We start from the raw sequence: 25,922 nt of genomic DNA, 5'->3' as shown, positions 1-25,922 counted from the left end.
ACAAATCGATTACATCGCAACGCCACATTAACCGGATTTGACATGAGTTATTCGGCCAAGGTGCTTTGGGGGGAAGGGCTGTTCCTCCGGCCCCAACACTTTCAGCGGCAGGACGCCTATCACGAGGCGCGCCTGTTCGAATCCATCCAGGCGATCCAGCCGTACAACTGGGGCGTGCGCTCGGTGCGCATCGACCGCGATGCGCTCGGCAGCAACGTGCTGCGCGTGGCCGAGCTTGCGCTCGTGTTCCCGGACGGCGCGCTGTATGCCGCGCCGCAGGCCGACGACCTGCCGCCGCCGATCGCGCTGGACACGCTGCCCGACGGCATCAACGAATTCGTCTTCTACCTCGCGCTGCATCCGCTGCGCGAGAACGGCACCAACTACAGCGACGATCCGGCCGCCGGCTTCATGACGCGTTTCGTCAGCGAGCAGACGAGCGTCGCCGACAACTTCACCGACGCCGCCGAAGCCGACATCACGTTCCTCAAGACGCAGGTCAAGCTGATCGCGCACAGCGAGCCGCGCGACCAGCTGCTGTCGGTGCCGCTCGTGCGCGTGCGCCGCACCGCGACGTCCGGCTTCGAGATCGACGACAGCTTCGTGCCGCCGTGCCTCGCGATCGAAGCTTCGCCGATCCTGCACCAGCGGCTGCGCCAGCTCGTCGACGCGCTGCAGGCGAAGGTGAACGCGCTGTACGGCTTTCACCGCGAGCCGTCGAAGAACATCATCGAATTCCGCTCGGGCGACATCGCGTCGTTCTGGCTGCTGCACACCGCAAACGCCGCGTTCGCGACGCTCGCGCACCTGCACCAGCATGCGGCGCTGCATCCGGAGCGGTTGTTCCAGGAACTGCTGCGCCTCGCGGGCCAGCTGATGACGTTTTCGAAGGGCTACACGCTCGCCGACCTGCCCGTGTATCGCCATGACGATCCGGGCCCGAGCTTCGCGCGCCTCGACCTGATGCTGCGCGAGTTGCTCGATACCGTGATCTCGACGCGCTACTTCGCGATCACGCTCGACGAAGTGCGTCCGTCGTTCCATCTCGGCCGCCTCGATTCGGGCAAGATCGACGACAAGACCGAGTTCTACCTGGCCGTGTCCGCGGACATGCCGAGTGTCGAGCTCGTCGATGCGGTGCCGGCACGCTTCAAGGTCGGCGCGCCCGACGACGTCGACAAACTGGTGCTGTCGGCAATGCCCGGCGTGCGACTGTCGTACATGCCGCAGGTACCGCCCGCGATTCCGGTGCGGCCCGGCGCGTGCTATTTCCAGCTTGATTCGCGCGGTGCGCTCTACGAGCGCATGCTGCAGGCCCAGTCCGCGATGATCTACGCGCCGACTGGCATCAATGACCTGAAATTCGAACTGATCGCGGTCACATCATGAGCTACGCGCCTTCCCTGTTCGGCGACAACGCGCCGGCCCCGCTGCATACCCCGGCGTCGACCGACGCCTCGTTCCAGGCCCGTTCGCTGCTCGACCTGCTGTACGACGGGTTCTTCATGCTGTTCCTGCTCAAGAACGGCCGCGAGCCGGACAGCGCGAGCGAATTCAGCACGAAGATCCAGGAGTTTCTGTCGGATTTCGAGCGCGGCGCGAAGAAGCTCAACATTCCGGCCGAGGACGTGTATGGCGCGAAGTTCGCGTATTGCGCGGCCGTCGACGAGATGGTGCTGTCGTCGCAGTTCAAGATCCGGACCGACTGGGAACGCCGGCCGCTGCAGCTCGTGCTGTTCGGCGAGCAGCTCGCGGGGGAGAAGTTCTTCCAGTATCTCGAGGAATGTCGGGCGCAGGGCGCGGCGCGGTTGCAGTCGCTCGAGGTGTTTCATATGTGCCTGCTGCTCGGGTTTCAGGGCAAGTATCTGCTCGAGGGGCCGGAGAAGCTCGCTTACCTCACCGCGCGGCTGGGGGACGAGATCGCGCATATGAAGGGCAAGCGCGCCGCGTTCGCTCCGCATTGGCCGCTGCCGGACCAGATCGCGCATCGGTTGAAGCGCGAGGTGCCGGTCTGGGCGATCGGCGCCGTGTTTGCGCTGGTGGCCCTGCTCGGGTATCTCGGGCTCAATACTTATCTGAAGGACAAGACGCTGCAGGCGTTGGCGCCTTATTCGCAGGTGATCAAGGTGGGGCCGGAGTCGGCTAATTTGACGATTTCGTTGCCTTGAGGCGCGCTTCGTTCGGGTGTTGATGCTTCATGAAAAAAGGACCGCGCGGCGGTCCTTTTTTGCTGTGGCGCGTGGTGCGCGTCGTCGCGCGTCGTCAAAGCAGAATGAATTCCTCGTTGTCGACGTAGAACACGAACGCATCGAACAATTGCGCCACGCTCGGTTCATCGACCTGGTCATGCGCGTTGATCACGATGTCCTCGATCGTCGCGCTGGACAGCGTGACGCGCCAGCCGGGTTGGGGGGCAGTGGCGGGAGGCGTGTCGGTCTCGGGGTCGTTGGCGTCGTTGGCGTCTTCGGTGAATACGCCGTCCGTATCGAGCGTCCATGGCATCGGCGGCAAGCAGAGCCAACCGGAGAAATCGCCTGGGTGTTCGAGAATGTGTTTCAACGACGCGGTGGTCGTGGTGAGGGTCGACATGGGTAGTGCGGTGGTAACTGGGCTGGAGTCAATGCGCTCGGAGCGAGATGCGGCAGTTGCACGAGTGCGCCTGCGCCGCGGCGTTCGTGCCGGCAAGGCGTGATTATGCCAATGTCTTATGCGCGAGGTTGGCAGCGGCAGTGTGCCGGTCAGTTGGCGGACGCGGTACCCACATTCGAGATCGCGTCCAATTTCCCGCGTCGGACGGATCTTCAGGGTTGGTAGCGAACTGTCTCGTAGATCTTCGCCATGCCCTGCTTCGCGGGATTTTCGTTGGCGGCCAGACCTGTCGAGAAAATGATGCAGGTCCAGCCGTCGCCGCAAGGCTTGCTCGCAATCAGGTCCAGCCGATGCGCATACACCCGGTCGTCCTTGAAAATCTTATGCGAGTAGCGCGATGCGAGCGCGGGATATTTGCCGTTCAGCACGATCGGCTCGTAATTCGCTTTCGTGTACTGAGCAGGCTTGTCGTCGACTTGCAGGTTGTAGAGATACGCCGCCGTTCCCTTTAGCGTCGGCGCAACCTTGGTGGGCACAACCTGAACCGTGACACCCAACGTCAGAACCTCGAATGCCGCCTTGTCGGCTTCGATATCGACCCCCTGCCCATTCGTATCCTCCAGCCGGCCACTCCACGTAACCGTCCAGTTCGAAGGAAGCTGGAAGCTGACGCCGTTCGCGGCATAAGGTTTGAGATGCACCAGATCAGGCGCATCCGCGGCCCTTGAATCAGTGTTATCGGCAGACGCTGCCGTTACGGTCGCAAGCAAGATAAGCGCAAGAAGTGAACGCCGCATGGAGGATCCTTATTTTATTGAGTGTCGATGCTTCCTTCATCGCTATCCCGGTCGACCGGGCGTAGTTAGGAAGGCTGCAAAGCTATCTGCAATCGCTGACGCATGCCCTGTCTCGTGCGACCAAAGAACGACAACAGGTTCTCCAGCGTCGCCAAGGCATCAAACGTTCAAGAGACATCCATCCCCTACATTTCGATCCAGGACGGCTCATCCTCGTAACAGTAAAGAATCGAGTAGACACTTGAGAATTGATTACCGAAATTAAATTTTTTATTCAAGACCTCAACAGGAGTAAAAATCATACCAGCCTCCTCCATGTTCTTTATCAGTGGGTACACTGAATTGGTTGATGGCAGATCAATACTCGGTGAGTCTTGACTTCCGTCCGCCGACAACGACGATAAATAGTAATACGGACCAACAAACGATATTCGCAATATGAAATCCGCACCATCACCCCTCACGAAATATCCGTAACTTACGTCGGTGTTGGGCTCGGTATCCTCATGGAAATCAAAATTCTTTTCAAGAAATTGAATCACACCTGGGTACTTTGTCGCAGCAAGATTCTCTTTAACGAACGAGTAGTCCGGGGATTCAAAACTCCCGTACGAATCAATAACGGAACGCGAGAATCTTTCCCAATCAAAATTCGAATCATGGGGTCTCTGGGCCTTTGGGATGTCCATGTATTTTTCCTCCATTGTCTTGGTGAACGCGCACTGAAGTTTGAGTGCCTCCGTTGGGGCCAAAACCAATGGGCGTCTTGAAATCGTGGTCCCGTACATTCGGGCGCCCAGGGACGGGGCTACCCTTGCTCCAAGCCTCATCTGTGTACTGCACTGCATCGTCCCAATCACAGAAGCACGAGGTGGGCTTACCTTGTTTAACTCGATTGTCATACTGGGGCCCACCCAGTACACGACCCGCTTGCTTCTGCCGCGATATATGCGGTGGAACCGATGGTTTCTTTTGCAAACCAAGGGGATCGATCCACAGCGTCGGGTTCGGCGCGTATTGATAGACGTTGACCCCGCCAGCCAACTCAATCGGATCTTTCGACACGAAGCGCCCACTACTCGGATCGTAGTACCGATGCCGGTTATAGTGCAGCCCCGTCTACACTTTCCATGTCACCACATCCAGCTACACGGCGGCAATCGCGTGCACCAGTAGAGATGTCCTCGAAGTCGGCTGGTGGATGAACGTTGACACTTCGTTGGAGCCAGAATGCGCTGTGAATCTCAGGCATTGAGCGGGATCAAATATGTCAGCGGCATCAAACACAACAAGTGGCTGATTGACCCAGTTGATTGTCAATTTTTCGATAATGTTTATCGTGTTGAAATCGATGTGCTCGATTGCAGCACGCACATCCGCCTCATTATCGGCCCACTTCCAGCGAACGATCAGTTGCCTGCTGTCAGACGTAGCGATCGCTGCTTGCAATGGCTCGTCGCCCAAGACAAGCACATCTGATCCGTGCAATGTCAGCTTGCTGGCGTAGTCAACAGATTGGCATGCCAAATCGAAATCAGACGGGCTTCCACCCGTGCCATTCCATAGCGACGCCTTTGCCTCCTCCATTACCACCAATGGTCCGCCTGAACTGTTGAGCCAGTTTGAAAAAACGTACTTGCTCATTAGCCTTTCCTCCTCTTTGCCCACGTGACTTGGCCAGCCTGTTTGAGACTGCAACGCTTACAGTGAGGATACAGCCGCTGGGCCCTCCCCTCCTCGTTCAGCGCGTTCGGAGTTTGGTGGTCGGGAACGAAATCTCCGGCACATAGCGAGCTGCATCGCCATGCGACGGTGTCTCGCATCCACTTACCGGTGCACCGACGTATTGCACCATCGGCACGAACGACTCTGCTTCGTACGAGTATGTGTGCTGCCGTGCTCACCGCTTTCATACGCCAGCGTATCTCCGTCCAACCGAACACCGTACGCTCGCCGCCACTTGAACGCCAAGCTTCAACTCATCACACAAACAACAAGGGCCGCTAACGCGGCCCTTGGTCTAGCTTTACAAACGGTCAGATTCGGCTCGCAAAGTGCCTAAGAACTTCTGCTATTTCCAACGCCTCCGACTCAGACAGCTCGACCGGGTCATTCTCTTTTGTAACCGCCTTGATATGGATGGACGAACCTTGTTCGATCCATATTCGAACAGTCCCATCACTCGTTTCAAAATAGTCTTGGCTCGATATACCTTGCATTTCTATTCACCTTTAGTAGGGAAGTGCGAGTTTCCGTCATCTGGCGACACGACCTTGACTTTACCGGTTGGATCGTAAGCATGAACATGGTCAACTGCCGCCTTCGACGACGACGCTCGCCGCGAAGTTGCAAAGCGGCTCTCCTAGCCGACGGCAGACTGACGGCAGCCGCTGCATTTCTCCCCGATCGGGGGAGAAATGCGTAAGTGCACGTTGGCCAATCTCCGGGCCGCGTTCGAGCCTCTAGTCCAGAAACAGCAAGGGCCGCTCATGCGGCCCTCGCTTCAGTCCGGCTTCGGCCGGTAACCGGGGTCCTTGTTGCGGTCTTTGCGAACGCCTGTTCCAATGAACTGATGCCAATTCTTATGGCTAGCCAGTGCCGCGTCTGTCCAGTAGTAGTTATCGGAAATCCGTCCGCTATTGCCTTCGACGTCAATCACGCCTTTATGAGCATATTGGCGCAACAACTTGTTGAGTTCACGATTGATCAATTTCTCAGTGTTAGAACCGTCCGCGCCATAATGCGTTGCACCAATCGCATATTCGTCGTCTCCCCCGTACCGCACGCTAACAAAGCCTACGCGAGCAGGGCGTTTAACGTCGAACTGACGCGGCCCAAGAATATTGTGAGCATCCCCAGGATCACCGATCAATAGAGCCAGCGCACGCAATCCACTGTCCCGCCACACATCAGCGTCGACACGCTCGACATGCACAAACGGATGGTCATAGCTTTCCGAACGATACAGTGCCAGCCCCGTCCTTTCGAGTAACTCCGTATTGATCTTCACGAAGTCGTCGAACGTCATAAACACATTGCGATCCATGCCTATTTCCCCTTACACGGACAGCAATTGTAGGCTCGGAACTGGACGTCGTCTGGAACGTTCTTCCCCGTCGTCTTTGTGCGCAAGTCATCCATTGCCTGCTCTTCCCGCTTCACTGGCGTCACGCCATCAGCGCGCACCTTGCCAACATTGCCGAAGATTGTCTTGCCGTCGGAATCAGTGTAGATAATGTCTGGACGTCGGCCCCCTTTGAATCCACCGAGGGTCCCGACCAGTACTTCTTTTTCGACTCCGCCACCGGCAATGACTATTCCTCCAGCATCTGCCACCTCTTGCCCCCACGCGGCAATCATTTCGTTATGTGGGCCGCACCCGCCGGTTTTCGGGCCGCGCTTCGCGAGGCCAAGCGGGTCAATCCAGCTTATCGGGTTCGGCGCGTACTGGTAGACGTTGACCCCGCCAGCCAACCCAATCGGATCGCTCGACACGAAGCGCCCACTACTCGGATCGTAGTACCGATACCGGTTGTAATGAAGCCCCGTTTCATCATCAAATTGCTGCCCCTGGAACCGCAGCGAATTCCTCGGAGCGATCCCTACCGCCCTCGACGCCCGCGCGATCACCTCGCGAGCTTCACCCCACGCCTTGTACGACGCCTCCCACACCACATCGCCATCGTCATCCGTCAGTACCTGCGGAGTGCCGATCTGATCACAGTGGTAATAGAAGGCATGCACCTGCCCTGCCCGCTCCGGCACCCGTTGCAGCGGATCATCTTCCGGCACGTAGCGATCTGTATCGCCACGCGACGGTGTCTCGCAGCCACTGACCGGTGCACCGACGTATTGCACCATCGGCACGAACGATTCTGCTTCGTACAAGTAGTGCGTGCTGCCGTGCTCACCGCTCTCATACGCCAGCGTATCTCTGTCCCAACCGAACACCGTACGCTCGCCGTTCACCTCTTTCGCAATCCGGCGGCCCAACGCATCGTAGTAATACCGTGACTCACTGCTGCGCGCAGTCTCCTGCACGCTCGCAGCCGTCATCCGATTAAACGCATTCCACTCGTAACGTTGCTCGCCCGCCGGCGATCTGCGATGAACGAGGTTGCCACGCGCGTCGTACTCGAAATGCCGCCCGGCATATTGCTTCAGCAAATTGCCCAATACCTTGGGCACTTCGGGAGGCAACGAACTTTCCGCACGCACCGGGCTCGGCCTGCTCTCTTTGCGAGCCGTCTCAACGCGTGCCGGATCGATGATGTTACTCGCCGGATCGAATGCGAACCGCTCCTTGCCGGCCAGTCCGATCGACTCGAGCAACCGTCCGACCGGATCGTACCGATAGTCGATGCCGCCCTTGCGGCTGTCCTCGATCCGCAACAACTGACCGGCCGCGTCATAGCGATACCGCCGCTCGGCGAGCGGCGCTGGCGACGTGGACCGCTGAATCGTCTGTTGCAGCACCCGTCCAGCCGGATCGTAGTGCGTGCGTTGCCCGACCTTGCTCGACAGCAGCCGCACCGTTTCGCGATGCAGATCGTCGCGCTCGAACTGCACACGCTCGTCGCCATCCAGCAGCATCCCGTGCACGTGCCCCGAGCCATACATCAGCCAGTCGATCGCGTGGCCGTCCGGTCGCACGGTGCGCCGCCGATTGCCGAGTTCGTCGTATTCGTGATGCCACACGTAGCTGCGTCGCTCGCCGAACAGATCGTATGCGTGATGCTCTCGGACGAGATTGCCGACAGGATCGAAGAAGAACTGCACACGGCTGTAGCGGTTCACCGCGTCGATGAGCCGGCCGCTCCGATCGTACGCAAACCGTTCCTCGCTTTCGCCGGAGGCGCGCTTCATCAGCCGTCCGGTCGCGTCGAGGTCGACCGACGTCACGCGGCCGGCTTCGTCGACGCAGACGAGGCTGCCGCTTTCCTTGTCGTACTGATAGCGCGTCGACTTGCCGTCGAAGCCGACTTCCTCGATCAGCCGCCCGGCCGGATCGTAATGGAACTGGCACGTCGCAAAGTTCGCATCGGTGAGCGCACTCAGGCGGCCGAGACGGTCATACCGATACGCGAGCGTCTGCCCGAGCGCATCCGCGCGACTCGCGATTCGGCCGACGGCGTCATAGCCGTATCGCGTCGACCGGCTCAGTTGATCGGTATGCCGTAACAACCGGCCTTCAGCGTCGTATTGCACCTGCTCGACGCTCGGCATGCTAGCAGCAAGCGGCCTTTTTCTTTGCTGTCACCGCTTGCGATGGCTGCAGGTGCATCGGGCGCGCGTTACTCGTGCCTCGCTGAGTACTTCGTTGCTTCGCTCGTAGCGAGGCAACGCGCCCACCACGCACCTCGCCCTTGCGGCTGTCCTCGACCGGCGGCAACTGATCCTTCGCGTCGTAACGATACCGCTGCCCGGCAAGCGACTTGGAGCCGCGGATCGTGGGATCGTCTGTTGCAGCCGTGCGTCCCGCCGCATCGTAATGCGTACGTTGCCCGATCTTGCTCGACGGCAATCGCTCCGGCTCGCAACGCAGCTCGGCGCTCTTAACCGGTGCGATGGTCGGGAGCAACACTAACCATCGACCATGCTCATGAATACATCGGTTTGGGTATTCGATAATTTTTGACTCACTCGTTGCCGCAATTGGGCTAGGAAATCCGATCGGAGAGCCAGTGTATCGTCGTAAACGTCCTTTGCATATTTCGTGATAAAGAGATCACACCAGATGTGCAACACATCGGCAAAGGTCGTTATGTCGTTTGAAACATGATTTGCTCGCCATGAGCCAGATCCATGACGTGCAAAAAGAATAATGCAGTCTTCTTTGCTGAAGTCGCCGATGATCGGGTCTCCGCTTATCTGTCCAAGCACGAGCCACTCGTCCTTCCATGCAGACAGACGTCCCCCCGAAGCATCGACCCGATACCCGATTTGCGCCGCCTCTAACGTCGTCTGACTTCCGTACAGGTGAAGCTCCTCCGCGGACCAAGGAATTGTCAGATCCGCTCCTTGCAAGGCCGATATCCACGTGGCAACTTCCTTGTATCCAGCCGATATTGATGCAGCAGGTGTGGTCGCTTGATCGACTACACTGGCATGCGCTCCGAGAATCGTACGTATTTCACGAAAAACACTATCGGCAGTTTGCATTTTCGTTTGCTCTCTGATGCTGACTAATCATTGCCGCACGGTCGATCAAGCGGCCCGATGTTGCGTTTTGGTAATTACCGCGATGCCCCTGCAGGCTGTTCAGATGGTCGCCCCCGTTGGGCCCATTCGACAGAAAGACAATATTTCGAGGATCTCCGGCCCATGCGGGGTTGCTTTCAACATTGTTTATATGATGCCCGGTGAACCCGGTTACCTTTCCGTTGCTAAGCAATTCATCCATCTGTGCTGGCGTCCAATCTACAGTCCCCGAACCGGTGGCTTTCACGAGTTCCTGCTCGGCTTTCCAGGCACGATTGATACCCGTTTGACGAGAGCCCGCCATTGGCGCGAGGCTGTCTCTAATTTTATAGCGGATCAAGCTGCAAGGCGTGAGGCCGAGCGGATCGGCCCATAGTACAGCGTTACGCGCGTATTGATAGACATTGATTCCACCAGCCAGCCCAACCGGATCCTTACTGACGAACCGCCCGGACGCAGTGTCATAGTACCGATGCCGGTTGTAATGCAGCCCAGTCTCATGATCTTCCTGCTGCCCCTGGAACCGCAACGAATTCCTCGCCACGATCCCCGCCGCCTTCGACGCGCGCGCGATCACCTCGCACGCTTCCCCCCACGCCTTGTACGAAGCTTCCCAAACGACGTCCTCATCGTCATCCGTCAGCAACTGCGGTGTGCCGATCTGGTCGCAGTGGTAATAGAAAAGCTTCGCGTCAGCCCGACGCTGCGGCACCTTCTGCAGTGGATCTTCCTCCGGCACGTAACGATCACTGCTCTTCCACGCCGGCGTCTTGATTCCAACAACCGGCTCGGCCACATACTGCGCGAGCGGTACGAACGTCCCCGGCTCGTAGATATAGTGCGTGCCGCGCTCACCATCGCTTTCGTACGCGAGCGTATCGCCATCCCACCCGAACACGGTCCGCTCGCCGTTCACCTCCTTCGCGATCCGGCGGCCAAAGGCGTCATAGAAGTACCGCGCGTCACTCTGCCGCGACGTCTCCGCGACGCGCGCCGACAGCAAACGGTTGAACGCATCCCACTCGTATTCCTGCTCGCCCGCCGGCGTACGCTTGCGCACGAGATTGCCCCGCGCGTCGTACTCGAAGTGCATCCCCGCATACGCCTTCAGCAGGTTGCCCAGCACCTTCGGCACCTCTGCCGGCAATGTGCTTTCCGGCCGCACCAGGCTCGGCCGCGACGCGGGCGTGTCGCTCGCTCGCACCGGATCGACAATGTTGCTCGCGGGATCGAACGAGAACCGCTCCTTCGCAACCGGGCTGATTGCCTCGGTCAGCCGTCCGACCGGATCGTACCGATAGTCGATGCCGCCCTTGCGGCTGTCCTCGATCCGCAACAACTGACCGGCCGCGTCATAGCGATACCGCCGCTCGGCGAGCGGCGCTGGCGACGTGGACCGCTGAATCGTCTGTTGCAGCACCCGTCCAGCCGGATCGTAGTGCGTGCGTTGCCCGACCTTGCTCGACAGCAGCCGCACCGTTTCGCGATGCAGATCGTCGCGCTCGAACTGCACACGCTCGTCGCCATCCAGCAGCATCCCGTGCACGTGCCCCGAGCCATACATCAGCCAGTCGATCGCGTGGCCGTCCGGTCGCACGGTGCGCCGCCGATTGCCGAGTTCGTCGTATTCGTGATGCCACACGTAGCTGCGTCGCTCGCCGAACAGATCGTATGCGTGATGCTCTCGGACGAGATTGCCGACAGGATCGAAGAAGAACTGCACACGGCTGTAGCGGTTCACCGCGTCGATGAGCCGGCCGCTCCGATCGTACGCAAACCGTTCCTCGCTTTCGCCGGAGGCGCGCTTCATCAGCCGTCCGGTCGCGTCGAGGTCGACCGACGTCACGCAGCCGGCTTCGTCGACGCAGACGAGGCTGCCGCTTTCCTTGTCGTATTGGTAACGCGTCGACTTGCCGTCGAAGCCGATCTCTTCGATCAGCCGTCCCGCCGGATCGTAGTGGAACTGATACGTCGCAAAGTTCGCATCGATCAGTGCGGTAAGCCGGCCGAGACGATCGTAGCGATACGCAATCGTCTGCCCAAGCGCGTCGGCGCGACTCGCAATGCGGCCTGCCGCATCGTAGCTGTATCGCGTCGACCGGTTCAGTTGATCGGTATGCCGCAGCAATCTGCCTTCAGCGTCGTACTGCACGTGCTCGACGCCGGCGGGAGAACGAATCTCAGACAGCTGCCCGTTCGGTCCGTAACCATAGGCGACTATGCCACCGGACGCATCCTTGGCCTCTGCCACGCGTCCGATATCGTCGTACTGCCACTCCGTCTTCTTTCCAGAGCAATCGGTGTAGCTCGTGAGCTGCCCGGCATCGTTGTATTCGAGCGCCTTCGTCCCGCCCTTCGCATCGGTGATTTGCGTCGGCAGCCCCTTGTCGTTGTACGCGTACTTCGTCGCGTGCTCGAGCGGATCGATCTCCTCGACGAGATTGCCGGCGTCGTCGTACTTGCGCTGCCACACGTGCCCGTTCGGATCGACGAGCCTGATCATCTGGTCCTTGTCATCATAGGCCATCTCGATGATGCTGCCGTCCGCGCGTTCGTGCCACGTACGGTTGCCACGCGCGTCGTAACGCATCTGTTCGATACTGCCGTCCTGCAGGATGTGCAGCACCAGATTGTTGTGCTCGTCACGCCGAAACCACTCCTCGGTGCCGTCCGGGTATGCAACTCGATAAATGTAGCCCTTGATGTTGTAGTAATAGCGCGTCATCTGACCGAGCGCGTCGGTCACGTAGGTAAGCCGGATCTTCGGATGCCACGCAAGGCGGATGTCGAGGCTGCCGTCGTCCGCATATTCGCGGACGCATTTCGCATCGGCATTGTCGTCGGTGTCGGCGCCGTCCCACTCGAGCGTCATTCCGCGGCCAGTACGGTCGGCATAGCGCGTGACAAGGTGTCGACGGTACGCATAGCTCCACGCATTGCCGTGCCGGTCGATCGCGCGCACGAGGTCTCCCGCGTCGTCGTAGGCATAAATCGCCAGAGTGCGGCGCTTGCCGTCCTGCAGGACCTGCTCGATCAACACGATGCGCCCTTGCTTGTCATATTCGAACGACAGCACGTTGCCGCTGGCATCAATCAACCGGACGAGGCGGTCGAGTACGTCGTAGTCGAGCGTGATCGTGTTGCCGGCGCGATCCTTCTGCATCGCGAGTCGGAATGCATCGCCGCGTCGTTCGTACACGTGCAGTTCGTCGTGGCCATATGCGACCGTCGCCCACGTGTCGTCGAGGCGCGACAGCGTCAGGCTTTCGGAGAGATCGTCGTGCACGCCCCCGACTGCAAGCGCCGGATATTCGATGCTACGTCCGTTCCCATCACGGTAAAACCAGGTGTCGCCTTCGACATCGATGCGGGTGGTGTACGGCGTGAGCCACCGCGCGCCGAGTTCGCCGTTGTCGTATGCGGACAGGCGCGATCGATACGTCCGCGCCCATACGACGGGCAACGCGCCTGGCAATTCGAAATCGGTGTGCGTGAATGTCTCATCGCCGAACGCGAAATCGATCGAGCCGGGCGACGCGATCGGGCAGCCCTTGCATGGGCTCGGACCTGCGCCGCCTGGCTTCTTCTCTTGTTCGATTGCGCCGAGCGGCCCCTGCGGACGCTCGTGCTGTGCCTGCCCCTTGCCGCCGGGCGGCACGTCGGCGGCTTTTTCATGCAGCTTTCCGCGCGCGCGCACCTGCGCGACGGCCGCGACCAGCTGCGCGATGAGCCACAGCATCTTGCCTTCTTCGCTGCCGTTCAACTCGCGGATCGCCTTCGCGACTTTTGGTGCTTCGGCCTTCAGGAACGCGACGATATCGCGGAACGGTTGCAGCCACGAATCCGGCGCGAGCTTCGCGGCCGTCCCTGCCACCGCGTTTCCGGCTTCTTTCCCCAGCGCGACGGAGCCTTCGTAGCCGTATTCGATCGCGTCGACGACGAGCATCGGGTTGTACCAGGACCGCTCGTCCATTTTGCGAGCGACCGCCTCGGTGCGCCGCACGTTTGTACTGCTATCGAAAAGCCGCCCCTGCAGCGCGAGTTCGAGTCCATTCGCGATGCCGACCATCAATTCCTGCGCTTTTGCCGCGCAGTCGTTCAGCAGGTCGGTCAGGACTTGCTGCAGCGTGTTCAGAAAACTTTCGATTTCGGTCGCGGCCGCGGCGTTGACGTGCGTGACCAGCACGGAAATGAGTGCTGCCGCGAGATTGCCGCGCGATACGAGCAACTGGTTGCGCACGAGCGCGAGCAGCGGACGTGCGGACAGCCGGAACGACGCCAGCGGCGGCGGAACCGGAATCACGCCGATCAAGTTGATCGCAAGGCCCAGATAGTCGAGCAAATCGGCTCTGCGCTTCTCGATGATCGTCACGATGTCGCACACCGCATCGTAAAACGCCATCAGGTTGCCGATGATCGGCACCGCGCTCGCGACCGTCTTCAGATCTTCGAACGAAATGTGGTTACCGCTGATGCTGAGCAGCCACTGATTGATGCGGTCGCCGCCAGCCGCTACATCTTTCGTCGAAATGTCGCTGAGCCAGGGAACGGCCTGTTCCTTCTCGGCGCCCGGTGGAAGTTGTTGTGCCATGTCGCTTTTCGTTCAAATCGTTTTTTGCAGACGGCTAACACGCCGCCCTCTCAGGATTGCAACGGACCGCCGAACCCGCTGGTCGGCAGCTTCATGCCGGTGACACCGGCAGCCGAAGCCGATGCCACCGCCGTAGCGCCCTTGCCGGCGATTCCGGCAACACCCGGCACAGCGCCCTGCAGCGCACCGGACGCCGCATTCGCAGCCGGCGTCGCCAACGCCGCGAGCCCACCTTGCCGTGCGGCCTGCACCATCCCGGCCACCTGCTTCGCAGCGCTGCCCAGGCTCGAAGCCGTCTGCAGCGCGGAAACGGCGCCTGCCCCACCGAGCGCACTCGCGGCAGCCGGCAACGCGGAACTCGCGAGACCGCCGAGCGCCGCGCCGGCGCCGCCACCGCTCACGAGGCCCAACGCCGCCGTGGTCGCAGCGGGCGCCATTCCCTGGAGCTGGCTGGCAAGCTGCCCGCTCGCCGCTGCCTGTGCCGCCTCCGGCGACGGCGCGACCGGCTCTGCCGGCCACTTCGCCTGCTTGAAATAGTTCGCCGGCTGATCCGATTCGCGCGGGTCCTTGCCGAATTCGACGCGCACCGCGCCCGGCGGCAAACCGCTCACGACGGTATGGCCGCTGTTGTCGAGCGCGCCCTGTTTCAGCACGGCGCCGTTCACGTCTCTCACCGTGAACAGCCCGCCCTTCACCGCCTCTCCATTCACGTACTTGTGAAACAGCTCCAGTTGCCCCGGCTGATCCGGCCGCGGGCTCGGCAACGGATACCCCATGCTTGCCGGCCCCGCGAACGTATGCGACGCACCCTTCACATCCACCGCGCCAGGCGTATGAATCTCGATGTTGCCGTCCTTGATGCGGATATACCCGCCGCCGCTCGTCAGCAGAATCCCCTGATCGGCCGCGATCTCGATCCGATCGGTTGCGGACACAACCTTCACCGCCTTCTGCGCGGTGACTTCGACGTTGTCCGACTGCGCCTGAATCTCGACCTTGCCCTTGCCCGCGAACAGCTTCATCCCAGCGTTCTGCGCGAACAGGCTCAGCTTCTGCCCGATGCTGCCGATCAGCGACTTGCCCGCCGCGACATGCACGCTCTGTCCGCTCGCGACGTTCACGTGATCGTTCGCGACTAAGTGCAGCGACTGCTGCGTCGACATCCCGATCCCCGACGGGCTGCCGAACAGCATCACCGGTTCCTTGAACGCATTCGCGCTGCCCGTGCCGCCACCCGCCGTGCGGCCGCCGGACGCGCTGCCCGACGTGCTGTCCTGCGTCGCGTCGGTGAATGCGCGCATCGTCTCGTGCGCATCCTTCAGGCTTTCCGCCTGATGCTGCTCGCTCACGCCCGACATCGCCTCGACCAGACTCTCACCCGTCACGAGCTGCTGCTGCGCTTCCTTCACGTCGAGCGGCTGGCTGTTCGGCGCCTTCGGATGAGTCGTGACGTACAGCCCCTGGCTCGCCCGCACCGCGCCATACGCATCCGAACGCAGATCGAAGCCGCTGCCGAGATACGCCCCGCGCGAATTGCCGTTCTGGTCGATGAGGTAGCCCAGATGCAGCAGGCTGTTCGCGCTGCTGCTCATCAGCTGCACGCGGTTCTGTCCGGTCGCGTCGTCCATCACGAGATGGTTGTAGCCGCTGCCCGAATATTCTTTCGACCGATAGCCGGAGAGAATCCCGTCGCTATGCCACTGCGGTTGGTTCGCGCCGTTGTACACACGCCCGACCGCGAGCGGCCGATCGCAATCGCCGCCGACATAATCGATCAGCACTTCCTCGCCGATCCGCGGCACATGCACGCCACCGTAACCGCCGCCGGTATCCGACTGCACGACGCGCACCCAGCATGACGCGTTCTCGTTGCCCGGATTGAGGCGATCCCACACGAACTGCACGCGGATCCGGTTCAGCTCGTCGGTATAGACTTCCTCGCCCTGCGGCCCGACGACGATCGCCGTCTCGAGATGCATCTTCGGCTTCTCGTGTTCGAACGGGCTGCGATACGGCACGCTCACGCGCTGTGCCTCGACTTCGACGAGATAGAAGCCGACCGAGCCATCGTCGTGCGGCACGCGAAACGCCGGATCGGCACCGTAGCCTTCCTGCGCTTGCATCAACGCGTCGCGCAGGCTGTACGGAAAGTCCGCGCTGCTGCTCGCCACGGGCAGGTTGTTCTCGATCCACCATTCGACGCCGATCGCCGCGAATTCGCGCTGGTCAGCCGGATCGCGATCGTGTTCGGGATGGTCCGACAGCGTGAAGCGCCGGCCCGCATCGATCGCGCGCACACCGCCCGCGCCATGGAAGCGCTTCGCGTGCGACTCCCATTCCTCCATCCGCACCTTCGTCAGATGGTCGCCGCGCGTCTGGTCCAGATACGTGTACGCACCCGTGTACTCGTACACTTCGAGCTGGTCGGGCAATTCGCCCTGGCCACTCATCGTCGGCAGCGTCGTGCCCTTCGGGTTCGACGGTTGCGACGGATTCTTGTAGTCGAAGGTGCGCGTCGTTCGGGTCACGCTCTGCAGCGTGCGCGAGCCCGACCATTGCGTGAACGCATCGGCTTCGCTCGCCGCGCCGCCGCGATAGAAACGCACGGTTTCCGGCGACAGCGGCGCGAACGCCTGCAGGTTGTCGGTGATCACGAGCGTATGCGACTTGCCGTCGTCGGCCTGCTGCCATGTGCTGTAGAGGCCTTCACTCTCCATCAGCCGATGCACGAAATGCCAGTCGGTGTCGTGCTGGCGCGTGTACGAACGGCTCGGCAGCGGTTGCGACAGCGCGAAGCGGAAATGCCCCCGCGCCTGCGGATGCTGGTTCAGCACATCGCTGATGATCTGGTCGACGGTCGTATCGTTCCAGAGCCGCTGGTCGCGACGAAACTTCAGGAAATGCGTGAAATCGGCGAACGTGAGCTGATAGGTCGTGAGCCCGCCGTCGGCGCCCAGGCGGCGCGCGGTGTGGACGTATCCGTGGATCGGCCGGTAGCTGCGATCGCCCTGCTGGATCCACAACGTGACGGGCTGCGCGATCAGCTTTTTAAGTTCCAGATCGCTATCGGTCGACAGCACGTCGAGCGTGAATTCGTACGCGCGCCCGATGCGCGAACGGCCGACGGCCCGCTGCACGGTCAGCACGTTGGCGCCCAATGGCGTATCGAGCTTCAGCAGCCGGTCCTGCTGAAGCAACCCGCCGCGCAATGCGGCAACAGTGTTCTGCATGTTCATGGCAACGGCCTTTTTTTCTTTTGACGCGCCCTCGGATGGCGCGTTATGCGATTTCGCTCGCGCGATTTTACAGACAAATTACTGCGAGTCTCCAAAAATAGAACTGATTTAAAAGAGTTTTTCAAGCGTCCTCCGAGCGGCCCGGGCGAACCGTTCGAACGCTTGTTCGACGCTGTACGGTTCGCCCACGGCCAGAGGAAATCGATTGCAATCAGGGCCAATTCGACTTCCGGCGCGGCCCGGTTGCGAGTAGTGTCTACGTGCCCGTATTCCGGCCCAGTCCGGGCACGACCGATGCCCGGCGCTCGATTACCACACTGAACACTGGAGATCTGCGATGAAACGTTCGAAGTTCCTGCTGTCGGGCTTGCTGCTCGCGTCGGCCCTCGGTTTCACGGCCGTTGCCGCACATGCGGAAGACCTGCTCGACTCGGTAAAGAAAGCCGGCGTGCTGCGCGTCGGCCTCGAAGGCACGTATCCGCCGTTCAACTCGCGCGGCACGTCGGGGCAGCTCGAGGGCTTCGACGTCGATGTCGCCAATGCCGTCGCCGGCAAGCTCGGCGTGAAGACGCAATTCGTCCCGACCGAATGGAGCGGGATCATCGCGGGGCTGCAGGCCGGCAAGTTCGACGTGATCGTCAATCAGGTCACGATCACGCCGCAGCGCAAGGAAGTGCTCGACTTCAGCGAGCCGTACACGTATTCGGCCGCGCAGCTGATTCAGCGCAAGGACGACACGCGCAACTTCAAGTCGCTCGAGGATTTCAAGGGCAAGAAGCTCGGCGTGACGCTCGGCACCAACTACGACCAGATGGCGCGCAGCGTGCCGGGCATCGAGGTGCAGACGTATCCCGGCGCGCCGGAAAAGCTGCGTGACCTCGCCGCGGGCCGGATCGAGGCGACGCTCGACGACCGCCTGATGCTGCCGTACATGATCAAGACGTCGAACCTGCCGCTGCGCTCGGGCGCGGTGCTGAACGGCGGCAAGCAGGAGATGGCGATCCCGTTCCGCAAGGGCAATCCGAAGTTCGAGAAGGCGATCAACGATGCGCTGGAGTCGCTGCGCAAGGACGGCTCGTTGAAGAAGATCTCGATGCACTGGTTCGGCAGCGACGTGACGGTGCCGGTCGCGCAGTAAGCGGTTCGCCGCGCTTGCGTTGCGTCACGTCCTTCGCTGCGGCGAAGGCGTGACGCCCATCTGCATGACGCTTCCCCTCTCTCAAGCCGCTTCGTCGAAGCGCGCAAGCAGCATCTGGCCGATCGGCGTGAGCGCCGGACGCGCCGCCACCGCATTCACACGCACCTGCGTATCGTCGACCAGCCGCTTTTCGACGAGCACGGCGAACGCCGGGTTGGACGGGTCGACGCTGTCCGGTGCGCGGGCAATGCGCAGCAACATCGAGAATTCGTGCGGACTCAGCATGGTCCTTGTCTCCTGATCGTCCGCGATCCGGTTCGAACCGGCGTCGATCCTGTCTTTTGATGAAATGGCCCGAAGGCATGGGGATGCGGAAATGCGCGGCCGTTTGCGACGAGGGCACGTCGTCGCGAGGAGCCAGGCGCTCCCTGAGCGGGGCGATGTCATCGGATCCGCTGGATGCGTACGCCACGGCTGGGACGTGCAACGTTATTGGGGCATCGTGACGCGGCCGTGACAGTAAAGGAGGGGGCATCTGGCCGACCGATGCCGATGACCGCGCTCGTCGTCGGCGGCGCGTTGCTCGTTTGCAGGCAGTGCCTGAAAGATTGGTTGCGGCGCAACGGCATCGCTTGGAGCGGCATTGCAACCGAGGGAATGCGCCGCTCCTGACACGAGGCGTCGCGGGCCGGCCGGGAAATGTACGGCACCGAATCGAGAAGGAAATGCCGCGTGCTCGCGTCCGCACATGCAATACGCTGAAGCGGCTTTGCCGCGCGCCCCGCGTCGGGTTTGTCGGTTCGCGGCGCTGAAACGACGAAGGGCCGGGAGAAAAAATCTCCCGGCCCTTCGTTCAATTTGGTGCCGGCTGCAGGACTCGAACCCGCCACCTGATGATTACAAATCAACTGCTCTACCAGATGAGCTAAGCCGGCGTAAGCGCGAGATTCTACCTCATTTCACGATCTTGAGGCGAGGTCTGCTGCCGCCTTTCGAACCATCGCCGTCGGTTTTCGGCGGTTCATCGGCACCTTCGGACGGCTCTTCGTTCGCGCCGTGATCGGCAACCGGCGTCAGCACCGCAGGCGACTCGTCGCGTCGCGCATCGTCGGCCTGCTCGGCATCGTCCTCGAACGCGCCCGAATCTTCGCCCTCGCCCGCCACCGCATCGACCTGGAACGCCATCCCCTGCCCGTTCTCCCGCGCGTAAATCGCGAGCACGTTGGCCACCGGAATCTCGATCTTGTGCGCCTTCCCGGAGAACCGGGCGGTGAACTCGATCCACTCGTTACCCATCTGCAACTGGCTCGTGGCCTCGAAGCTGATGTTGAGCACGATCTCGCCGTCACGCACGAACTGACGCGGCACGCGCGTCGAGTTGTCGACCCTCACCGCGATATGCGGCGTGTAACCGTTATCGGTGCACCACTCATACAGCGCGCGCAGCAGATAAGGTTTCGTTGAAATCTCTTGCATCACAATCCTCGAACCCGGAGCAGGCACGCGGCACGCCGCGCGCCCGCTCCGTCATGCACTCATTGCACCATCAACGACGCATGACCTTTTCGGACGGCGTCAGTGCTTCGATATAGGCCGGACGGCTGAAGATCCGCTCGGCGTACTTCATCAGCGGCGCGGCATTCTTCGACAGCTCGATGCCGTAGTGATCCAGACGCCACAAGAGCGGCGCGATCGCGACGTCGAGCATCGAGAACTCCTCGCCGAGCATGTACTTGTTCTTCACGAAGATCGGCGCGAGCTGCGTCAGGCGATCGCGGATCGCGAGGCGTGCCTTCTCGTGGTTCTTCTCCGCTGCCTTGCCCTTTTCGTTCTCGAGCGTGCTGACGTGAACGAACAACTCCTTCTCGAAGTTGAGCAGGAACAGGCGTGCGCGTGCGCGCTGCACCGGGTCGGCCGGCATCAGTTGCGGGTGCGGGAAGCGCTCGTCGATGTATTCGTTGATGATGTTCGATTCGTACAGAATCAGGTCGCGCTCGACCAGAATCGGCACCTGACCGTACGGGTTCATCACCGAGATGTCTTCCGGCTTGTTGAACAGGTCGACGTCACGGATCTCGAAATCCATGCCCTTCTCGAACAGCACCAGCCGGCAACGCTGGGAGAACGGGCAAGTTGTGCCGGAATACAGAACCATCATATTTGCGTTTCCTCAAAAAAGCCGAGGGCCGGCACGCGGCGCAACCCCTTTCACGGGTTCCGCCTTGCGCCGGCCCCACGCCGGTCAGGCGTGTTTACTTGATATCTTTCCAGTACGCGGCATTGAGCCGCCAGGCCAGGAAAGTCAGGACACCGAGAAAGACCAGCACCCACACGCCGAGGCGCTTGCGGGTCTGCTGGGCCGGCTCGGACATCCATGTCATATAGGCCACCAGGTCGGCCACCGCAGCATCATAGTCCGGCGACGACAACGTCCCCGGCGTGACCTGCTGGAAGCCGACGAGCGTGTGGACCTTCTCGCCCGTCTCCTCGTCCGTCTTGTCTTCGAATTTGGCAGTGCGCTGCCCCTGCAGTTGCCACAATACATGGGGCATGCCGACGTTCTCGAACACCGCGTTGTTCCAGCCGCTCGGCCGCGTATCGTCGCGGTAGAAACTCCGCAGGTACGTGTAGAGCCAGTCGCGGCCGCGCGCCCGCTCCTCGACCGACAGGTCGGGCGGCGAGGTGCCGAGCCAGTTCTTCGCGTCTTCGGGCCGCATCGCGACGGACATCGTGTTCCCGACCTTGTCGGTCGTGAACAGGAGATTCGTTTCGATCTCCTTCTGGGATATGCCCAGATCCGTCAGACGGTTGTAGCGCATCAGGTTCGCGCTGTGGCAGTTCAGGCAATAGTTTACAAACAATTGCGCGCCGTGCTGAAGCGAAACGAGATTTTCCGTGTTATCGGGCGCCCGGTCGAGCGGAAAATTACCTTCCGCGCGCACGGCCGGCGCCGCCAGCAGCGCCACGGCCGTCACCCCGATCAGCGCGAGCGTCGAAAGCAGTTTCTTCATGTCGTTCTCTCCTCGCTCACATTAATGGGGCTTGAAGCGCACCCGTTCCGGCGGCTGCTTGAACGTGCCAAGCGGCGTCCAGACGGGCATGCCGAGGAAGAACGCGAAGTAGATCAGCGCGCAACCCTGCGCAATCAGCGTCGCGACCGGCGATGGCGGCCGTGTGCCGAGGAACGCGAGGATCAGGAACGCCGCGACGAAGATCCCGAGGAACACCTTGTGGAACAGCGGCCGGTAGCGGATCGACTTCACCGGGCTGCGGTCGAGCCACGGCAGGAAGAACAGCGTGATCACCGCGGAACCCATCACGACGACGCCCCAGAACTTCGATTCCGTCAGGAACATGAACACGACGATCGCGGCGGCCAGCACCGGCAGGCCGACCTTCCACTTGCCGCGCGCGCGGATCAGCGCGAGCACGCCGAGCAGCGCGATCACGACCATCAGCACGATCTTGAACGGGTCGGTGGTCGCGCGCAGCATCGCGTAGAACGCGGTGAAGTACCAGACCGGCGCGATCTCGGGCGGCGTCTGCAGCGGGTTCGCCGGGACGAAGTTGTTCGACTCGAGGAAGTACCCGCCCATCTCCGGCGAGAAGAACACGATCAGCGCGAACACCATCAGGAACACGCAGACACCGAAGAAATCGTGCACCGAGTAGTACGGATGGAACGGGATGCCGTCGAGCGGAATGCCGTTCGCGTCCTTCTTCGCCTTGATCTCGATGCCGTCCGGGTTGTTCGACCCGACTTCGTGCAGCGCGACGAGGTGCGCGATCACGAGGCCGACCAGCACGAGCGGAATCGCGATCACGTGGAACGCGAAGAAGCGGTTCAGCGTGACGTCGGACACGACGTAGTCGCCGCGGATCCACAACGACAGGTCCGGGCCGACGAACGGGATCGCCGAGAACAGGTTCACGATCACCTGCGCGCCCCAGAACGACATCTGGCCCCACGGCAGCAGGTAGCCAAAGAACGCCTCGGCCATCAGGCACAGGAAGATCGCACAACCGAAGATCCACACCAGCTCGCGCGGCTTGCGGTACGACCCGTACATCAGCCCGCGGAACATGTGCAGATATACGACGACGAAGAACATCGATGCACCGGTCGAGTGCATGTAGCGGATCAGCCAGCCCCACGGCACCTCGCGCATGATGTACTCGACCGACGCGAACGCGAGCATCGAATCGGGCTTGTAGTTCATCGTCAGGAAGATGCCCGTGACGATCTGGTTGACGAGCACGAGCAGCGCGAGGGAGCCGAAGAAGTACCAGAAGTTGAAGTTCTTCGGCGCGTAGTACTCGGAAACGTGCTTCTTCCAGGTGGACGTGAGCGGGAAGCGCTGGTCGATCCAGCCGGTGACACCTGTCGTGGAGACTTCTTTGTTGTCGGCAGCCATCACGCTTCTCCTTTCTCGTCCTTGCCGATCACGAGGGTCGTCGCCGACGTGAACATGTAGGGCGGGATGTCGAGATTCTGAGGCGCCGGCTTGTTCTTGAACACGCGGCCGGCGAGGTCGTAGGTCGAACCGTGGCACGGGCACAGGAAGCCGCCCGGCCAGTCGTCCGGCAGGTTCGGCTGCGGACCCGGCGTGAAGCGTTGGCTAGGCGTGCAGCCGAGGTGCGTACACACGGCCATCACGACGAGAATGTTCTTGCGATCGGCCCGCGAGCGATATTCGTTCGCGCAATACGCGGGCAGCGGCATCGTATAGGGTTTGTCGGAGGTCGGATCGGCCACTTCCTTGTCGGCCTTGACGACGTCGGCCAGCATGGCGTCGGTACGGTTCAGGATCCAGACCGGCTTGCCGCGCCACGGCACGGTGACCATCTCGCCGGGCTTCAGGCCGCTGATGTCGACCTCGACCGGAGCGCCGGCCGCTTTCGCTTTCGCGGACGGCGCAAGCGACGCCGCGAAAGGTATGACGGTGGCTACGCCTCCCACGCCACCTGCTACGGATGTCGCAATCAGCCAGGTACGGCGGCCGCTGTCGACGCGTTTTTCTTCCTTGTCTCGCATCACACGCCCCACTTCTGAGTTGGATTTTCCGTCACGACTTTTCATTCCGCCGCTAGTTTGCGCGAATGGAGTCGCCATTTACAAGGCCCGGAGATGAAAATCCCTTCGAAGTAGTTGATAGTTAAGGGTTTTCCCCCACTATCGGAGCGATTAAATCATTTCGCTTTTAAGCATCCGCTACATTGCGAAATTTCGATGCGCCGCCGCAAATCCGTCGCTCAGACCGGATTATGAATATCGATAAAAAGGTGTTCGATATCGAATTCTTCGGACAAGTGGGCGCCAAGCGCCTGGATTCCATAGCGTTCGGTCGCATGGTGCCCCGCCGCAACGAACGCGACGCCGCTCTCGGCCGACGCGTGCGTGACGGATTCCGACACTTCGCCGGTCAGGAACACGTCGGCGCCGGCGTCGATCGCGGCATCGAAATAGCTCTGCGCGGCGCCCGTGCACCACGCGATGCGGCGCAGCTGCATCTCCGGGTCGCCGAGCACGAGCGGCGTGCGGCCGAGCGTGCGCTCGACCTTCGCGACGAAGTGCTCGAGCGTGACAGGCATCGGCAGCGTGGCCATCCAGCCAAGATCGCCATCGCCGAAACGCTGCTCGCCGATCAACCCGAGCTTCTCGCCGAGTTGCGCATTGTTGCCGAACTCGGGATGGGCGTCGAGCGGCAGGTGGAACGCGAACAGGTTCAGGTCGTTCGCGAGCAGCAGCTTCAGGCGCCGGTACTTGCGGCCCGTGATCTGCGGCGCCTCGTTGCGCCAGAAATAGCCGTGATGGACGAGCACCGCATCCGCCCCCCATTCGAGCGCGGCCTCGAGGAACGCGACCGACGCCGTCACGCCGGTGGCGATCTTCTCGATCTTGCGACGCCCCTCGACCTGAAGGCCATTCGGGCAATAGTCCTTGAAGCGCGCGGTTTCAAGGGTATTGTTCAAGTACAATTCGAGTTCGATCCGATCCATATAAACCTCTAATCCATTCAGATGCTTAGACGCTTCTGGCTGTTCTTCGCGCAGGCGGTGACCGTGCTGCTCGCGCTGATGTTCATCGTCGTGACGCTCAAGCCGCAATGGCTGCAACGGCAAGGACAGCTCGGCAAGCAGCTCGCCACGCCGATCGTCGCGCTGCGTGAAGTCGCGCCGGGCATCGGCGGTGCACCGGCGACCACGTCGTACGCGGAGGCCGCGCAAAAGGCGATGCCCGCCGTCGTCAACGTCTTCTCCAGCAAGGATGGCTCGCTGCCGCCCGATCCGCGCGCGAAGGATCCGCTGTTCCGCTACTTCTTCGGCGACCGCAACGCCCGCAAGCAGCAGGACGAACCTGCCGCCAACCTCGGCTCCGGCGTTATCGTGAGCCCTGAAGGTTACATTCTAACGAACCAGCACGTCGTGGACGGCGCCGACCAGATCGAAGTCGCGCTCGCCGACGGCCGCACCGGCACCGCGAAGGTGATCGGCAGCGACCCCGAAACCGATCTCGCCGTGCTGAAGATCAACATGACGAACCTGCCGACGATCACGCTCGGCCGTTCCGACCAGTCGCGGGTCGGCGACGTCGTGCTCGCGATCGGCAACCCGTTCGGCGTTGGCCAGACGGTCACGATGGGGATCATCAGCGCGCTCGGCCGCAATCACCTCGGCATCAACACGTTCGAGAACTTCATCCAGACCGACGCGCCGATCAACCCCGGCAACTCGGGCGGCGCGCTGGTCGACGTGAACGGCAACCTGCTCGGCATCAACACAGCGATCTATTCGCGCTCGGGCGGCTCGCTCGGCATCGGCTTCGCGATCCCCGTGTCGACCGCGCGCACCGTGCTCGAAAGCATCATCACGACGGGCTCGGTCACGCGCGGCTGGATCGGCGTCGAGCCGCAGGACGTCACGCCGGAAATCGCCGAGTCGTTCGGGCTCCAGCAGAAGTCGGGCGCGATCGTCGCGGGCGTGCTGCAGGGCGGCCCGGCCGACAAGGCCGGCATCAAGCCGGGCGACATCCTCGTGAGCGTGAACGGCGACGACATCACCGACACGACGAAGCTGCTGAACACCGTCGCGCAGATCAAGCCGGGCACGCCGACCAAGGTCCACGTCGTGCGCAAGAGCAAGGAGTTCGACGTGAGCGTGGTGATCGGCAAGCGCCCGCCGCCGCCGAAGCAGACGCTCGACGAACAGGACAGCGACAGCGAGTGACGTCCGGCGGGCGGCGTATCGGCGCCGCTTGCCGGTCAAAGTGGAAATGCAAAAGGGCAGCCTGATCGGCTGCCCTTTTGCTTTGCTTCGACGATCCTTCGTCGCGGTGACGGAGCTGCGTTCGCCCCCGCCACCTGCACCGC

21 protein-coding genes, 1 tRNA gene and 1 pseudogene are annotated in these 25,922 nt (G+C 61.6%); 4 read left to right on the top strand and 19 right to left on the bottom strand.

All coding sequences use genetic code 11. The features are described 5' to 3' along the window. The first annotated feature begins 42 nt into the window (after positions 1 to 42). Positions 43 to 1,389, top strand: a complete 1,347-nt coding sequence (tssK, locus tag WS45_RS27350) for a type VI secretion system baseplate subunit TssK (protein ID WP_059532826.1) — start codon at positions 43 to 45, stop codon at positions 1,387 to 1,389. Continuing rightward, positions 1,386 to 2,168 carry a type IVB secretion system protein IcmH/DotU gene (gene icmH, locus WS45_RS27345; RefSeq protein ID WP_059532829.1) on the top strand — a complete coding sequence of 261 codons (783 nt, stop codon included), beginning with the start codon at positions 1,386 to 1,388 and terminating at the stop codon, positions 2,166 to 2,168. The genes tssK and icmH overlap by 4 nt, the downstream gene beginning before the upstream one ends. A gap of 94 nt (positions 2,169 to 2,262) precedes the next feature. Here the strand turns inward: icmH and WS45_RS27340 are convergent, their stop codons facing one another. The 11 genes and pseudogenes from WS45_RS27340 to WS45_RS27305 form a co-directional block, all read right to left on the bottom strand. Continuing rightward, complete coding sequence (locus WS45_RS27340) at positions 2,263 to 2,589, bottom strand: DUF7716 domain-containing protein (protein WP_059702590.1); 327 nt, start codon at positions 2,587 to 2,589, stop codon at positions 2,263 to 2,265. A gap of 212 nt (positions 2,590 to 2,801) precedes the next feature. After that, positions 2,802 to 3,386: a hypothetical protein gene (locus WS45_RS27335; RefSeq protein WP_156437288.1), complete on the bottom strand. Its 585-nt coding sequence runs from the start codon at positions 3,384 to 3,386 to the stop codon at positions 2,802 to 2,804. A 185-nt stretch (positions 3,387 to 3,571) separates the two neighbouring features. Next, entirely contained in the window at positions 3,572 to 4,075 is a 504-nt protein-coding gene (locus WS45_RS35310; RefSeq protein WP_156437287.1) for a hypothetical protein, read from the bottom strand. Between the two features lie 274 nt (positions 4,076 to 4,349). After that, positions 4,350 to 4,505 (bottom strand): annotated as a pseudogene (locus WS45_RS36580) (RHS repeat-associated core domain-containing protein); the annotation flags it as partial. Between the two features lie 27 nt (positions 4,506 to 4,532). Next, the gene (locus tag WS45_RS27325; RefSeq protein ID WP_059702580.1) at positions 4,533 to 5,030 is read right to left on the bottom strand and encodes an Imm21 family immunity protein; all 498 of its coding nucleotides are present in this window, start codon (positions 5,028 to 5,030) and stop codon (positions 4,533 to 4,535) included. A gap of 859 nt (positions 5,031 to 5,889) precedes the next feature. Then, a complete protein-coding gene (locus WS45_RS27320) occupies positions 5,890 to 6,432 on the bottom strand; it encodes a hypothetical protein (protein WP_059702579.1) in 543 nt (180 codons plus the stop codon). A 2-nt stretch (positions 6,433 to 6,434) separates the two neighbouring features. Beyond that, a complete protein-coding gene (locus tag WS45_RS27315) occupies positions 6,435 to 8,252 on the bottom strand; it encodes an RHS repeat-associated core domain-containing protein (RefSeq protein ID WP_441294167.1) in 1,818 nt (605 codons plus the stop codon). Between the two features lie 361 nt (positions 8,253 to 8,613). Next, complete coding sequence (locus WS45_RS35300; protein WP_156437286.1) at positions 8,614 to 8,970, bottom strand: hypothetical protein; 357 nt, start codon at positions 8,968 to 8,970, stop codon at positions 8,614 to 8,616. Further along, positions 8,970 to 9,548 carry a hypothetical protein gene (locus tag WS45_RS35295; protein WP_156437285.1) on the bottom strand — a complete coding sequence of 193 codons (579 nt, stop codon included), beginning with the start codon at positions 9,546 to 9,548 and terminating at the stop codon, positions 8,970 to 8,972. The genes WS45_RS35300 and WS45_RS35295 overlap by 1 nt, the downstream gene beginning before the upstream one ends. Next, positions 9,532 to 14,178, bottom strand: a complete 4,647-nt coding sequence (locus tag WS45_RS27310; RefSeq protein ID WP_082722032.1) for an RHS repeat-associated core domain-containing protein — start codon at positions 14,176 to 14,178, stop codon at positions 9,532 to 9,534. The genes WS45_RS35295 and WS45_RS27310 overlap by 17 nt, the downstream gene beginning before the upstream one ends. A gap of 50 nt (positions 14,179 to 14,228) precedes the next feature. Then, positions 14,229 to 17,414 (bottom strand): type VI secretion system Vgr family protein, encoded by a 3,186-nt coding sequence (locus WS45_RS27305; protein WP_059702577.1) that lies wholly within the window; start codon positions 17,412 to 17,414, stop codon positions 14,229 to 14,231. 337 nt (positions 17,415 to 17,751) lie between these two features. Here WS45_RS27305 and WS45_RS27300 point away from each other — a divergent pair, with 337 nt between their 5' ends. Then, entirely contained in the window at positions 17,752 to 18,552 is an 801-nt protein-coding gene (locus WS45_RS27300; protein WP_059535667.1) for a cystine ABC transporter substrate-binding protein, read from the top strand. Between the two features lie 81 nt (positions 18,553 to 18,633). Here WS45_RS27300 and WS45_RS27295 read toward each other — a convergent pair whose 3' ends face one another. The 8 genes from WS45_RS27295 to WS45_RS27260 all read right to left on the bottom strand — a co-directional run bounded on the left by WS45_RS27295 (position 18,634) and on the right by WS45_RS27260 (position 24,552). Beyond that, the gene (locus tag WS45_RS27295) at positions 18,634 to 18,837 is read right to left on the bottom strand and encodes a hypothetical protein (protein ID WP_059535665.1); all 204 of its coding nucleotides are present in this window, start codon (positions 18,835 to 18,837) and stop codon (positions 18,634 to 18,636) included. Positions 18,838 to 19,411: 574 nt separating this feature from the next. After that, positions 19,412 to 19,487 (bottom strand) — tRNA-Thr (locus WS45_RS27290). Positions 19,488 to 19,506: 19 nt separating this feature from the next. Then, positions 19,507 to 20,028: a ClpXP protease specificity-enhancing factor gene (locus WS45_RS27285; RefSeq protein ID WP_059449799.1), complete on the bottom strand. Its 522-nt coding sequence runs from the start codon at positions 20,026 to 20,028 to the stop codon at positions 19,507 to 19,509. 70 nt (positions 20,029 to 20,098) lie between these two features. Beyond that, positions 20,099 to 20,710, bottom strand: a complete 612-nt coding sequence (locus WS45_RS27280) for a glutathione S-transferase N-terminal domain-containing protein (protein WP_006400565.1) — start codon at positions 20,708 to 20,710, stop codon at positions 20,099 to 20,101. Between the two features lie 94 nt (positions 20,711 to 20,804). Then, positions 20,805 to 21,563 carry a cytochrome c1 gene (locus WS45_RS27275; protein WP_059686460.1) on the bottom strand — a complete coding sequence of 253 codons (759 nt, stop codon included), beginning with the start codon at positions 21,561 to 21,563 and terminating at the stop codon, positions 20,805 to 20,807. Between the two features lie 21 nt (positions 21,564 to 21,584). Further along, entirely contained in the window at positions 21,585 to 22,967 is a 1,383-nt protein-coding gene (locus tag WS45_RS27270) for a cytochrome b (protein ID WP_059535660.1), read from the bottom strand. Beyond that, entirely contained in the window at positions 22,967 to 23,587 is a 621-nt protein-coding gene (gene petA, locus WS45_RS27265; protein ID WP_059535658.1) for a ubiquinol-cytochrome c reductase iron-sulfur subunit, read from the bottom strand. The genes WS45_RS27270 and petA overlap by 1 nt, the downstream gene beginning before the upstream one ends. A 218-nt stretch (positions 23,588 to 23,805) precedes the next feature. Next, positions 23,806 to 24,552 carry a Nif3-like dinuclear metal center hexameric protein gene (locus tag WS45_RS27260; RefSeq protein ID WP_059535656.1) on the bottom strand — a complete coding sequence of 249 codons (747 nt, stop codon included), beginning with the start codon at positions 24,550 to 24,552 and terminating at the stop codon, positions 23,806 to 23,808. A 21-nt stretch (positions 24,553 to 24,573) separates the two neighbouring features. Between WS45_RS27260 and WS45_RS27255 the strand changes: the two genes are divergently transcribed. Further along, the gene (locus WS45_RS27255; RefSeq protein ID WP_059702575.1) at positions 24,574 to 25,779 is read left to right on the top strand and encodes a Do family serine endopeptidase; all 1,206 of its coding nucleotides are present in this window, start codon (positions 24,574 to 24,576) and stop codon (positions 25,777 to 25,779) included. Positions 25,780 to 25,922: the final 143 nt, after the last annotated feature.

It is taken from the genome of Burkholderia sp. RF2-non_BP3, assembly GCF_001522185.1.
GTDB classification, from domain to species: Bacteria; Pseudomonadota; Gammaproteobacteria; order Burkholderiales; family Burkholderiaceae; genus Burkholderia; species Burkholderia diffusa.
Note: the sequence above shows the minus strand (reverse complement) of the source record. Positions and strands in the feature narration are given on the sequence as shown.

Bases quoted from the DNA above. Each gene is read 5' to 3' on its own strand.
- tssK (WP_059532826.1), top strand. From the start codon at position 43: ATGAGTTATTCGGCCAAGGTGCTTTGGGGGGAAGGGCTGTTCCTCCGG.
- icmH (WP_059532829.1), top strand. From the start codon at position 1,386: ATGAGCTACGCGCCTTCCCTGTTCGGCGACAACGCGCCGGCCCCGCTG.
- WS45_RS27340 (WP_059702590.1), bottom strand. From the start codon at position 2,589: ATGTCGACCCTCACCACGACCACCGCGTCGTTGAAACACATTCTCGAA.
- WS45_RS27335 (WP_156437288.1), bottom strand. From the start codon at position 3,386: ATGCGGCGTTCACTTCTTGCGCTTATCTTGCTTGCGACCGTAACGGCA.
- WS45_RS35310 (WP_156437287.1), bottom strand. From the start codon at position 4,075: ATGGACATCCCAAAGGCCCAGAGACCCCATGATTCGAATTTTGATTGG.
- WS45_RS27325 (WP_059702580.1), bottom strand. From the start codon at position 5,030: ATGAGCAAGTACGTTTTTTCAAACTGGCTCAACAGTTCAGGCGGACCA.
- WS45_RS27320 (WP_059702579.1), bottom strand. From the start codon at position 6,432: ATGGATCGCAATGTGTTTATGACGTTCGACGACTTCGTGAAGATCAAT.
- WS45_RS27315 (WP_441294167.1), bottom strand. From the start codon at position 8,252: ATGAAGCGCGCCTCCGGCGAAAGCGAGGAACGGTTTGCGTACGATCGG.
- WS45_RS35295 (WP_156437285.1), bottom strand. From the start codon at position 9,548: ATGCAAACTGCCGATAGTGTTTTTCGTGAAATACGTACGATTCTCGGA.
- WS45_RS27310 (WP_082722032.1), bottom strand. From the start codon at position 14,178: ATGGCACAACAACTTCCACCGGGCGCCGAGAAGGAACAGGCCGTTCCC.
- WS45_RS27305 (WP_059702577.1), bottom strand. From the start codon at position 17,414: ATGAACATGCAGAACACTGTTGCCGCATTGCGCGGCGGGTTGCTTCAG.
- WS45_RS27300 (WP_059535667.1), top strand. From the start codon at position 17,752: ATGAAACGTTCGAAGTTCCTGCTGTCGGGCTTGCTGCTCGCGTCGGCC.
- WS45_RS27295 (WP_059535665.1), bottom strand. From the start codon at position 18,837: ATGCTGAGTCCGCACGAATTCTCGATGTTGCTGCGCATTGCCCGCGCA.
- WS45_RS27285 (WP_059449799.1), bottom strand. From the start codon at position 20,028: ATGCAAGAGATTTCAACGAAACCTTATCTGCTGCGCGCGCTGTATGAG.
- WS45_RS27280 (WP_006400565.1), bottom strand. From the start codon at position 20,710: ATGATGGTTCTGTATTCCGGCACAACTTGCCCGTTCTCCCAGCGTTGC.
- WS45_RS27275 (WP_059686460.1), bottom strand. From the start codon at position 21,563: ATGAAGAAACTGCTTTCGACGCTCGCGCTGATCGGGGTGACGGCCGTG.
- WS45_RS27270 (WP_059535660.1), bottom strand. From the start codon at position 22,967: ATGGCTGCCGACAACAAAGAAGTCTCCACGACAGGTGTCACCGGCTGG.
- petA (WP_059535658.1), bottom strand. From the start codon at position 23,587: ATGCGAGACAAGGAAGAAAAACGCGTCGACAGCGGCCGCCGTACCTGG.
- WS45_RS27260 (WP_059535656.1), bottom strand. From the start codon at position 24,552: ATGGATCGGATCGAACTCGAATTGTACTTGAACAATACCCTTGAAACC.
- WS45_RS27255 (WP_059702575.1), top strand. From the start codon at position 24,574: ATGCTTAGACGCTTCTGGCTGTTCTTCGCGCAGGCGGTGACCGTGCTG.